Source organism: Priestia sp. LL-8 (genome assembly GCF_036227845.1).
Taxonomy (GTDB): Bacteria; Bacillota; Bacilli; order Bacillales; family Bacillaceae_H; genus Priestia; species Priestia zanthoxyli.
Window position 1 is genome coordinate 427501 of the sequence record NZ_JAZAQH010000001.1, and the last position, 12098, is coordinate 439598.

11 protein-coding genes are annotated in these 12098 nt (G+C 37.6%); 10 read left to right on the forward strand and 1 reads right to left on the reverse strand.

Features of this window, described 5'->3' with window-relative positions:
- Positions 1 to 74 precede the first annotated feature (74 nt).
- From ytvI to U9R83_RS02320, 3 genes are all read left to right on the forward strand, one after another.
- Entirely contained in the window at positions 75 to 1106 is a 1032-nt protein-coding gene (ytvI, locus tag U9R83_RS02310; protein ID WP_014461801.1) for a sporulation integral membrane protein YtvI, read from the forward strand.
- 159 nt (positions 1107 to 1265) lie between these two features.
- On the forward strand, positions 1266 to 1871 hold the full coding sequence (locus tag U9R83_RS02315; protein ID WP_013055189.1) for a DedA family protein: 606 nt from the start codon (positions 1266 to 1268) through the stop codon (positions 1869 to 1871).
- A 24-nt stretch (positions 1872 to 1895) separates the two neighbouring features.
- Positions 1896 to 2687 carry an EcsC family protein gene (locus U9R83_RS02320; protein WP_208732766.1) on the forward strand — a complete coding sequence of 264 codons (792 nt, stop codon included), beginning with the start codon at positions 1896 to 1898 and terminating at the stop codon, positions 2685 to 2687.
- Between the two features lie 132 nt (positions 2688 to 2819).
- On the opposite strand, the gene U9R83_RS02325 is transcribed toward U9R83_RS02320, so the two are convergent.
- Positions 2820 to 4133, reverse strand: coding sequence for an APC family permease (locus U9R83_RS02325; protein ID WP_208732765.1), 1314 nt, complete (start codon positions 4131 to 4133; stop codon positions 2820 to 2822).
- A 318-nt stretch (positions 4134 to 4451) separates the two neighbouring features.
- Between U9R83_RS02325 and U9R83_RS02330 the strand changes: the two genes are divergently transcribed.
- The 7 genes from U9R83_RS02330 to U9R83_RS02360 all read left to right on the forward strand — a co-directional run bounded on the left by U9R83_RS02330 (position 4452) and on the right by U9R83_RS02360 (position 12087).
- Positions 4452 to 4997 (forward strand): hypothetical protein, encoded by a 546-nt coding sequence (locus tag U9R83_RS02330; protein WP_226556570.1) that lies wholly within the window; start codon positions 4452 to 4454, stop codon positions 4995 to 4997.
- Positions 4998 to 5016: 19 nt separating this feature from the next.
- Entirely contained in the window at positions 5017 to 7242 is a 2226-nt protein-coding gene (locus tag U9R83_RS02335; protein ID WP_014461795.1) for an alpha-galactosidase, read from the forward strand.
- Between the two features lie 148 nt (positions 7243 to 7390).
- Positions 7391 to 8386 carry a biotin synthase BioB gene (gene bioB, locus U9R83_RS02340; RefSeq protein WP_243550197.1) on the forward strand — a complete coding sequence of 332 codons (996 nt, stop codon included), beginning with the start codon at positions 7391 to 7393 and terminating at the stop codon, positions 8384 to 8386.
- A 245-nt stretch (positions 8387 to 8631) separates the two neighbouring features.
- Positions 8632 to 9210 (forward strand): glycerol-3-phosphate responsive antiterminator, encoded by a 579-nt coding sequence (locus tag U9R83_RS02345; protein WP_014461793.1) that lies wholly within the window; start codon positions 8632 to 8634, stop codon positions 9208 to 9210.
- Between the two features lie 20 nt (positions 9211 to 9230).
- Positions 9231 to 10346, forward strand: coding sequence for an ABC transporter ATP-binding protein (locus tag U9R83_RS02350; RefSeq protein WP_209368208.1), 1116 nt, complete (start codon positions 9231 to 9233; stop codon positions 10344 to 10346).
- Positions 10343 to 11278: a carbohydrate ABC transporter permease gene (locus U9R83_RS02355; RefSeq protein ID WP_014461791.1), complete on the forward strand. Its 936-nt coding sequence runs from the start codon at positions 10343 to 10345 to the stop codon at positions 11276 to 11278. The genes U9R83_RS02350 and U9R83_RS02355 overlap by 4 nt, the downstream gene beginning before the upstream one ends.
- Positions 11275 to 12087, forward strand: coding sequence for a carbohydrate ABC transporter permease (locus tag U9R83_RS02360; protein WP_115652986.1), 813 nt, complete (start codon positions 11275 to 11277; stop codon positions 12085 to 12087). The genes U9R83_RS02355 and U9R83_RS02360 overlap by 4 nt, the downstream gene beginning before the upstream one ends.
- Positions 12088 to 12098 lie beyond the last annotated feature (11 nt).

Genomic DNA, 12098 nt, shown 5'->3' on the forward strand with positions numbered 1-12098 from the left:
CATAAAGCAGTCACTGGTTCCTTTCTTTATCAGTAAATATAGAGATAGCTTAGCTAGTAGGGGGATAGTAGAGTATGTGGAAAAAGCGAATATGGGTCATCGCCTCGATAGTAATCGTATGTTTGTTAATCCCTTACAGTTTACCGATTGTGTTTGCTTTATTAACAGCATTAGCACTTGAGGGTATTGTTCAGAAATTGCATCAATCTTTTAAAATGAAGAGAGTCTATGCAGTGCTTACCACCTTCATTTTATATGTTGTTTCGCTGATACTTATTGGATTTTTTATTGTTCGGACAATCGTTACGCAAGTGGTTGCTCTTTCAAAAATAGCGCCTTCATTTGTAAAAGAAATCTATGAAACCGCGATTTACCCAACCATTATTAAGTGGAAGTACTATTCAAACGCTCTTCCTACAGAAGTGATTTCTTCTATCGAGCGCACGCTTGAAAAAACCGTAAATTCATTAGATTCTCTGTTAAAAAGTACGGTGGAAATTATCATCAGCTTTGCCGCTACTGTTCCTGGGTTTCTATTAGAGTTTCTTATTTATTTAGTAGCGCTTGTATTTATCAGCCTTGAGCTGCCTGCTATTAAAAATAAAATTAAGTCATTTTTAACAGAAGAAACGAAATATAAGCTACAAGTTGTCATCACTCAGCTTATCCAAGCGGGGGTTGGTTTTATCAAGGCACAAATTATCTTAAGTGTCATGACGTTTGTAATGGCTTATATAGGGCTTTGGCTATTAGATGTTCCGTATACCGCGCTTCTTAGTTTATTAATTGTAATTGTCGATATCTTGCCAATCCTTGGGACAGGCTCGGTTCTCGTTCCATGGGGGATTTTTGCTCTTACTCAAGGGCATGACTCATTAGCAATCGGCTTATTTATTCTATTTGGAGTCATTACGGTAGTAAGACGTGTAGTAGAACCAAAAGTATTTTCTACAAATATGGGTATTTCACCTTTGGCTGCACTAGTTAGTTTGTACATTGGATTTAAACTTTTAGGTTTTGTCGGGTTATTTTTAGGACCGGCTTTAGTTATTTTATACGATGCTCTTCGTAAAGTAGGTATTATTCAAATTAACTTTAAACTATAAAAGCGCTGGATAAAACTAGCGCTTTTTTTATTGAAACTTTTGTAGTACGTCATACGTAAAGAGGGAAAGGAAAAAACTATGTCGCATTGGTTTTTATCTATCAATCGGCTAAATTATAGTTTTGTGGTCTTAGATTTAATAACATGAGGAGGAGAATTTTTGTTAGAGTCGGTTTTACTTTCTTTAATTGAAGCGCTAAAACAGCTTTCTTATTTTGGCGTAATTTTAGCATTAACGTTTGAGTTTGTCCCGGCAGAGCTTGTTTTACCTTTAGTAGGGTATTGGGTGTACCAAGGTGATATGAACTTGTATCTGGCTATCCTTGCAGGTACAGTAGGGGGTGTTTGTGGACCGTTGACTCTTTATGCACTGGGACGTTACGGTGGACGACCGCTAGTTTTAAAATATGGAAAATACTTTTTGGTGAAAGAAAAAGAAATCGACGCTGCCGATCGCTTTTTTAATAAGTACGGCAGCGGGGTCGCTTTTTTTGGACGGTTTATTCCAGGAGTGCGCACCGCTATCTCTTTTCCGTGCGGGATGGCAAAAATGAATGTCTGGCTGTTTTCTATTTACACATTTGTTGCGATGCTTCCAGTAACGGCTATTTACGTATATTTAGGATATAAGTTAGGACCTAAGTGGAAAGAGGTGGGGCCGATTGTGTCTCAATATATGCAGCCGATTGGAATCGGAATTGTTGTTTTAATTGCGTTGTTTTTTATCATTAAGTATGTGCGGAATAAACAAGTAGGACAGAGCTGATAAATCGAGGAAAAGAGTGAGGATATGTCAGAGCATGAACAGTTGAGAATAGAACTACGAAAAATTGAAAAGTGGGAGAAAGACCAAAAAGGACTTTTTTTCTGGGAGCGGCTGGCTCGCTTGCCTTTTTCAGCTTTAGATAAAGTAACGCCAAAGTTCATTCATCAAAAAATAGAAAAATTATTAGATGAAATTGCTAAGTATGTTGATAATGGAGGCCAGTATTTAGCTAATACGTCTGCCACGCTAGAGAAAGCATCAGCCCAATTAAAAGAAAATAAGCAGCTTTCAATAGAGGATATTCAGCATTTATCTCTGCAGGAAATGGATGAATTGGCGGAGTATTTTATTGAAGTCCGAAAAAAGAATGCACAGCTGCAAGGAGCTACAACCGGAGTAGGTGGAATTTTTACACTGGCGATTGATATTCCTTTTGTATTGGGACTTACACTTAAGACACTGCAAGAAGTGGCTGTTTCTTATGGTTACGATCCCACTGAGCAAGAGGAACGCATTTTTATGGTCAAATGCATGCAGTTTTCATCCTCTGATATTGTAGGAAAGCGTGCGATTTTAGAAGAATTAGCAAGCGGCAATCGAACGCAGAGCTTGCAGCAGCTCCAAGGTTGGAGAGAAGTGTTTCTAACCTATAGAGACAACTTGGGATGGAAAAAGCTATTTCAAATGATTCCTATAGCAGGAATGGTATTTGGGGCGTATATTAACAAACAAGCGATTAGCGATATAGGAGAAGTTGGAATGATGCTTTACCGTAAAAGGCGTATTTTGGAAAAAGTCTCACAATCTAAAAAATAGAAAAAGGCTGGTACGAAATTATTTTAGTTGAAGAAAAATCCGAACGCGTTTGATTCTTGATTAAGAATCGAATGCGTTCGGATTTTTTCATTGGTATAGTAAATGCAGCTTTCATGTGTTAAGTCTATTTCCTTAATCAAAATGAAAAGTAGGAATGGTAATAGTATTTTTTCGTCTGGCAATCAGTAAATAAATAATTCCGATTATACTCCATACAATACCGATAAATAAAGATGTTTTTTCTAAGTTAAGCCACATAAAAAATAAAAATAAACTGCCGAGTAAAGGCATAAGTACATATGAAATATACCCACTGAGAGATCGTTTGTTTTGATGAATAAAATAATGGATAAAAACCGCTATGTTCACTGAACTGAACGCAATTAAAGCACCAAAATTAATTAAAGAGGTAGCTTTTTCAAGAGACAGACCTAGTGAAATTAAAGAGAGGCCACCAATAATCACCACGTTCCAAATAGGCGTCTTTGTTTTAGGGTGAATATAGCCAAAAATTCCTCGAGGCAGATAACCATCTTTCCCAATTGCATAGAGAAGTCTTGATGCACTCATATGTGAGACAAGTCCAGAAGCAATAGTTGAAGTCAAGGCCGCTGCTACAAAAATAGATTGAAAAAGCTGGCCGCCAATTTTATAAGCAATTTCCGCTGATGCACCTTCTAAATCATGAAACAAAGAGGCTGAAGGGAAAAGAAGCTGAGCAAAGTAAGAAACCGTGATAAATAAGGCGCCTCCCGTACATGCAATAATAAGAATCCCTTTAGGAATGGTTTTCTCAGGCTCAAGTGTTTCTTCGGCCATAGTGGTTACAGCATCAAATCCTAAAAAAGAAAAGCATAAAATAGCTGCTCCGTTTAATAACAGAGATATAGAGGCCGATTCACTTATAAACGGTTTAAATGACAGCTCTTGGCCTTGAGTTGTAGCACTTAAAATAATAAAGATAATAGCGACTAAAATTTGAAAAGCAACTAATAGCGTACCAAAAGAAACGGTTAAATGAACGCTGAAAATATTCATTATGGTCATGATGACAACAAAGCTGATAATCCATACGGCTTTTGGAACACCTGGAAACAGAGAGCTTAGGTAAATATTTGTCAAAAGTGCATTAATCATCGGTAGAAATAGATAATCAAGAAGAGCCGTCCATCCTACCAAAAAACCAATGCTTGGATTCATTACTTGCTGTGCGTATGTATAAGAAGAACCAGCTCCGGGAAAAGCTTTTACCATTTTTCCATAACTAATGGCTGTGAATAAAATAGCAATCAACGTGAATGCATAAGCGCCTGAAACATGTCCATCTGTTGATTCAGTTACAATGCCAAATGTATCAAAAACGGCCATAGGTGCCATGTAGCCTAACCCTATCACGACGATATGCCATAATTTTAGTTGTTTAAGAAGAGAAGGTTCATGATTCATATTTGTCATCCTTTCTGTGTATAATCATTCTTCATTATTTATTATTATACTATATTATTAGGTTTGTCATCTTTTTTTGAAAAAGAAGAGAAAATTGCGCGCTAAGAGATAAAGAGCATTTAGTTAATTACTAGACAAAGCAAAAAAATGCTTTTTTTCACTTTGATTTTTACCATTGAGTCTAGAAAGTATTTTACATAAAATGAAAGAAAGTAAAAAAGCTTCGTTTAGGGTGGTCTACTTGTAAATACGAAAACAAATTTTTGAATGCGGTTACATTTTTGTTGGTGTACAAAGTTAAGAATGATGGTGAAGGAGATGAAGGAAGTGATTGCTACACCCTATATAAACTTGGAGATCAACAAGGAACCAGGTGTGCATGTCGTATTGGATGAAACAAAAAAAGATGGTGTTTACTTTATTAAATTAACGGTCAAGTCGGTTAAAAAAAGAATTCTTCCAAAAATGAAATTAAAATGGAGCGTTCCATTGTTAGATATCCAACTGTATAAATCTTTGCAAACTAGTAAGGGCGATGTGAATGCCTCTTTTGTTCATTGTTTTATGAATAAGAATGGTTCTAACCGCTACACCATTGCATGTTCAGACATACGTCATCCTATTCTGTGTGCTCCCAATTGGAAGGACATGTGTCTAGATGTAGAAATGACCTTATTTAGTGAAAGCAATTGGTCTCTTCATAGCTATGAAACTGAACTGCGAGTAGACACAAGAATGATTGAAACAGAAGAGTTATTCAAAGATTTAGCGAAATGGTATGAGAGAAAAGAGATTAATCTAGCATCTGCTTTTGAGCATGCAACGGCAATAGATGAAAAAGGAAATGTCTCGTTAGATATTTGATGGTAAGGAGAGGGATAAAATGGGAATCTTATTTAATGAACGTACAAAGGAGTTTCATCTGCAGGGACGCGATGTAAGTTATATCTTTTCAGTGTTGAGAAACGGGCAGCTCGGTCACTTGTACTATGGAAAAAAGCTTAAGCACCGTTCATCTTTTCAGCATTTTTTACGCGTAGAAACAAGAGGAGCTAGCGCTTCAGTATATGAAGGAGAACTAGCATTTTCTCTTGAAACAATCAAACAAGAGTATCCTTCTTATGGAACAACAGACTTCAGAGAGCCAGCCTATCAACTTCTTCAGCAAAACGGAAGCCGAATCACGAATTTTGAATACGATAACCATAAAATTTACAAAGGCAAGAAGCCATTAAACGGCTTACCTGCTACATATGTAGAAGAAGAAAGTGAAGCCACAACTGTAGAAGTTGAACTGATTGATAAATTGCTCAATGCATCACTTATTTTAACGTATACCGTTTACGAAGACCGAAATATTATTACGCGTCACGCACGATTTGAGCATAGAGGAGAAGAAGCAGTCGATATTTTGCGTATCATGAGCGGCAGCATTGATTTGCCTACATCAAATTATGAGATGGTTCAGCTTTCCGGTGCGTGGATTCGAGAAAGACACGTTAAAACACGAATGCTTCAGCCTGGTATTCAAAGTATTTCTAGTGCGAGAGGTACAAGCAGCAGTCAGCAAAACCCGTTTTTAATTTTAAAGAATCCAGCTGCAACTGAACACAGTGGAGAAGCATATGGTTTTAGTCTTGTATACAGCGGAAACTTTCTTGGACAAGTGGAAGTAGATCATTATAATGTATCAAGAATAACGATGGGCATTCATCCTTTTGATTTTCAGTGGCGACTAGAAAGTGGACAAACTTTTCAATCACCAGAACTAGTACTGGCTTATTCAAATAGCGGGCTAAACGGCCTTAGCCAAGAGTATCATGAGCTATATCGCAAGCGTCTGGCCAGAGGAAAATGGCGGGATTTGGAGCGACCAGTTTTAATTAATAACTGGGAAGCGACGTATTTTGATTTTAACGAAGAGAAAATTGTACATATTGCCAAAGAAGCGCAAAAGCTAGGCGTTGAACTTTTTGTATTGGATGACGGCTGGTTCGGTAAACGTAATGATGATACAACCTCTCTTGGAGATTGGTTTGTAGATGAAAATAAGCTTCCGGGCGGTATGAAGTCATTGGCTCAAAAAGTAACGGATTTAGGTATGGACTTTGGGTTATGGTTTGAACCTGAAATGATTTCAAAGCAAAGCAACTTGTATGAAAAGCATCCAGATTGGTTGATTCATGTGCCAAATCGTCATCAGTCTCATGGACGAAATCAATATGTGCTTGATTTTTCCAGAGAAGAAGTAGTGAATTATATCTATGAACGAATGGAAGCTATTTTAAGTGAAGCACCTATCTCTTATATAAAATGGGATATGAATCGAAATATAACGGAGATTGGATCTGTTGGGCTGCCCGCGAACCGTCAGTTTGAAGTAGTACATCGCTATATTTTAGGTGTGTATGATTTGTATGAGCGACTAACAAGGAAGTTTCCGGATATTTTATTTGAATCATGTGCAAGCGGGGGCGCTAGATTTGATCCGGGAATGCTTTATTATGCTCCTCAAGCCTGGACGAGCGATAACACAGACGCGATTGAACGTCTAAAAATTCAGTACGGCACGTCTTTTGCCTATCCAATCAGTTCAATGGGAGCACACGTATCAGCCGTACCAAATCATCAAGTACGCAGAGTAACAAGTCTAGAAACAAGAGGAGACGTTGCGTATTTTGGCGCATTTGGTTATGAGTTAGATGTTACGCTGATGACAGAAGATGACAAAGAAACGGTAAAAAAACAAATTCAGTATTATAAAAAACACCGATCTCTTATTCAAAATGGCACATTCTATCGCTTAAAAAGTCCGTTTGAACAAGATGGAAATGTGACGAGCTGGATGGTTGTTTCATCCGATCAAAAACAGGCAATCATCGGCTATTATCAAGTGTTAGCTAGACCAAATCCTTCTTATGAACGCATTGAGCTAAAAGGGCTTCATCCTAATTATGAATATACAGTGATGGAAACAGACCAAACAGCTTATGGAGATGAGCTCATGTACGCAGGAATCGCTCTAACTCATGAGTATCCGGGTGTTGAAGCATATGATGAAAAATCTGGAGACTTTGTATCGGTTATTTACACACTGCAAGCGCAATAAGCAAAAAGCCACTTCTATATCATAGAAGTGGCTTTTTTGAGTTAACTATTAATTATATATTGTTGACATAAAAGGAGAAGTAATGGTAACTTTTAGTTATAATTGTTAACTTTATATTTTTTTAGTTTACTAAAGTGGAGGGGAATCGATGGAAACCACAAGTTTAAGAGATTGGAAAGCACTTGCTCAGTCTATTATTAAAGGGAAAGAAATTACATATAATGAAGCGCTTCAACTTCTGCATGTACCGGATGAAGAAGTGTTAGAGGTCATGAACGCCGCGTACTTAATTCGTCATCATCATTATGGAAAAAAAGTAAAGCTTAATATGATTATTAATACTAAATCGGGTTTATGCCCAGAAGACTGTGGATATTGTTCGCAGTCGATTGTATCAGAAGCGCCGATTGATAAGTATGCGTGGTTAACAAAAGAGAAAATTGTAGAAGGTGCTTTTGAAGCTCAAAAAAGAAAAGCAGGTACATATTGTATCGTGGCGTCAGGCCGTCGCCCTACTGATAAAGAAGTAGCGCACGTAGTGGGAGCGGTAAAAGAAATTCGTCAAAAGACAGACTTGAAAATCTGTGCCTGTCTAGGGTTTTTAACAGATGATCAAGCACACGAACTAGTCGAGGCGGGTGTTCATCGCTATAATCATAATTTAAATACTCACGCTGATAATTACGACAATATTTGTTCTACACATGGCTATGAAGATCGAGTCGATACGGTTACTACATCTAAAAAAGCAGGTTTGTCACCTTGTTCCGGTGCGATTTTTGGAATGGGCGAGACAAATGAGCAAGCCGTTGAATTAGCTTTTCAAATTAAAAAGTTAGATGCAGATTCTATTCCATGCAACTTTCTTGTTGCCGTTCCAGGAACGCCTCTAGAAGACAAAAAGGCGTTAAAGCCAATGCAATGCTTAAAGCTGTTGGCGATGATGCGTTTTGTAAATCCAACGAAAGAAATTCGGATTTCAGGAGGCAGAGAAGTCAATCTCAGATCCCTTCAGCCGCTTGGTCTGTTTGCTGCAAACTCAATTTTTGTAGGTGATTATTTAACGACTCAAGGTCAAGAACCTACAGCTGACTGGAGATTAATTGAAGATTTAGGATTTGAAATCGAAGAATGTGCACTGTGAAGCCGTTGAGAAATCAACGGCTTTTTTTTATCTTTAGGCGATTTACAGGAACTATACGTTTACTTTACAAAACTCAACAGCTTCTTTATATTGCCTTCACAAATAACCATTATTATAAAACATGTGAACGATAAGTGAATAGTTACTAAGGTTATGAAATTGAGAAACCACAAAAAACAATAGGTCTATATAAACATCCTATGCGTTTTTTGTGGTTTTTTTATAAATGAAAGGAAGGAATCGTTTTGAATAAGGAAGCAGATTTCTTACAACAGCTTGGACAAGATCGTTTAATTGCATCCATTAAAAGTCCGAAAAATTTAGAACAATTTTTAGAAACAGAGATCCAGGCCGCCTTTTTGTTGACGGGCAACATTAGTGTAATTAAACGCTATGTAGATTTACTCAAACAGCATAATCGAATGGTTTTCTTACACATTGAAAAAATTCCGGGAATTAGCTATGACCGGGAAGGGCTGAAATTTCTCGCTAAGTTTGTAAAGCCCACAGGTATCGTAACCACTAAAAGTTCACTCATTAATTACGCAAAACAGGAAGGGCTGGTTGCTATTCAGCGGCTGTTTTTAGTGGATACAGACGCAGTAGCACAAGGGTTAAAAACAGTTCAAGATATTAAACCGGATGCATTAGAACTAATGCCAGGGTTGATTCCGGAGATGATAGAGAAAATCGTTAAAAAAACAAATATCCCTATTATTACAGGTGGACTCATTCAACATGAAAGCCATATCCAAGCTGCTTTAAAAGCAGGGGCTACGGCAGTTTCTACAGGGAAATCATGGCTGTGGAAAAAATATGAATGAGCGAGAAAGGAGCGTTTTTAATGAAAAAAGTAGAGCTAGTTAACGTTGGAAAGTCATACGATCAAAAAACAAATGTTATTCAAGATATTAACGTCACAATTGAACCTGGAGAATTCTTCGTATTAGTAGGTCCTTCAGGGTGCGGGAAAAGTACAATGCTGAGAATGATTGCCGGATTAGAAGAAGTCACACAGGGAGAGTTGCTAATTGGAGATGTAAAAGCAAATAAACTGCTTCCAAGTCAGCGCGATTTGTCCATGGTGTTTCAAAACTATGCTTTATATCCGCATTTGACAGTAGAACAAAATATTCTTTTTGGTCTGCATACAAAGAAAATTTCAAAGCAAGAACAGCATAAGCGCTGCAGGGAAGCAGCAGAAATGCTTGGTTTAAGTGAATATTTAAAGCGAAAGCCTAGACAGCTTTCGGGAGGACAGCGTCAGCGTGTAGCACTCGCACGTGCTATTGTTACTCATTCGCCTATTTGCCTGATGGATGAGCCGTTATCAAACTTGGATGCGAAGCTGCGAGCAAAGATGAGATCAGAAATTCGCCAGATTCAGCGTAAGTTAGGTATTACGATGATTTATGTCACGCATGATCAAACGGAAGCGATGACGATGGCGGATCGAATGATGATTTTAAATGGAGGTAATATTCAGCAGGTTGGGCGTCCCCTTGATATTTACAATGCACCGGCAAACACGTTTGTAGCATCGTTTATAGGTTCTCCTCCTATGAACTTATCAAACATTTCTATAGAAAATAACTTACTCGTTTTTGAAGATAGAAGAGCTATTTCTATGAGTGCATCATACAGCAACCTTAGCGGTAAAAAGGAAGTTGTGGTTGGAGTAAGACCTGAGCACGTTCAGCTTGCGACAAACGACAACACCAGCTTTATCGTAGAGGTAGATAATGTCGAAATTCTAGGAACGGAAACACTGCTTACATTTCAAATGGGAGACAAGCAGTGGATGGCTAAGTGGAACGGTCAATGGAATATAAAAGTGGGAGAGCGCGTCCCTATTTTTATCGATCCAAAACATCTGTTTTTATTTGATAGTGGTACAGGTTCATGCTTGCACTATGAACCATCAACGGAAGATTTAACTGTAAAGGGGGCATTTGTATGAGTGCTGTTACCAAAACAGCAAACTCGCCTGTTTCTGTTTCATCAAATCCAAAAGAAAAGAAGTCAATGCCTAACCTATTGGTAGGATTATCTTACTTGCTTCCATCATTGTTGTTATTTGGGGTATTTCTATTCTACCCAATGATTAAGACCTTATATTTAAGTCTTTTTATTACAGACACACAGGGAAATCCCTTGAAATTTGTAGGATTGCAAAATTTCTTTTATCTATTTACAGATCCAAACTTCTTACAAAGTATGAAAGCCACTTTTTTATTTGTACTATACACGGTGCCTATTGGCTTAATTATTGCATTATTCCTAGCGCTAATCGCAAATGAAAAGCTAAAAGGAATTGGTTTTTTCAGAACAATGTTTTCATCTACGATGGGAATGAGCGTAGCGGCTTCTTCTGTAATTTGGATGTTTATGTATAACCCGACAATCGGTGTTATTAATAAAGTATTAAATCTTGTAGGCATTCATGATGTGCAGTGGTTATTAGATCCTAAGTATGCGCTGATTGCTGTGTCCATCTCTACGATTTGGATGAACATTGGGTTTACCTTTTTAATTTTACTTGGCGGGTTACAAAATATTGATGAAAAGCTGTATGAAAACGCGCGTATTGCTGGAGTTAGCTATTGGTATCAGCTCCGTAAAATTACGCTTCCTATGCTTTCGCCAACGCTGTTTTTTATTATCACCGTTTCGTTTATTAACGCGTTTCAAACGTTTGGACAAATTGACATTTTAACAAAAGGCGGACCTACAGATTCCACAAATGTCATTGTTTATTCAATCTACAAAGATGCATTTGTAAACTATAATGTTGGCTCTGCAAGTGCTCAAGCTACAATTTTATTTTTCTGTATTCTACTGGTTACCGCTCTTCAATTCAAACTTGGAGAAAGGAAGGTACATTATCAATGAGCATCACGAGAAAATGGACAACTTATTTGTTACTCATTGCAGCTACGTTAGTATTGATGTTTCCTATTCTATACGCTTTTTCCATTAGTTTTATGAGTGGAGCGGAAGTGTTGGAAGGGAAGATTTGGCCGTCATCTTTTTCATTTGAAAATTATCGGGACGCTTTTGAAAAAGTTCCGCTGCTTCATTATTTAATCAACAGTTTTGCCGTATCTATCTTCGTCATGGCTGGGCAGCTGTTAGTTTCAAGTTTGGCCGCTTTTGCATTTGTATTTATTAAATTTAAAGGAAGAGATACTATTTTCTTTCTCTTTATTTCTACGATGATGATTCCATGGGAAGCAACGATGGTTCCTAACTTTTTAACAGCACAAAAGCTAGGATGGATTAACAATTATTTAGGACTAACGATTCCTTTTTTTGCTTTAGCATTTGGAACCTTTTTATTGCGTCAACAGTTTAAAACCATTCCAAATGAGTTATATGAAGCTTCTCAAGTTGCAGGGATCAGCCGCTTTCGTTTCTTTTGGAACGTGGTGCTTCCTGTGTCTAAAACAAGCTTAGTTACGCTTGGCGTATATAGCTTTTTAACAACATGGAATATGTATTTATGGCCACTATTAGTGACAAATACAGAGGATGTTCGTACCGTTCAGATTGGTTTAAAGCAAATGCAAACGCAGGAGATTTCAACTGATTGGGGAGTGGTTATGGCCGCTGTCGTTGTTGTGATCTTACCGACATTATTACTATTATTCCTAGGTCAAAAACGTCTTCAAAAAGGATTAACACAAGGTGCAATTAAATAGGAGAGTGAATG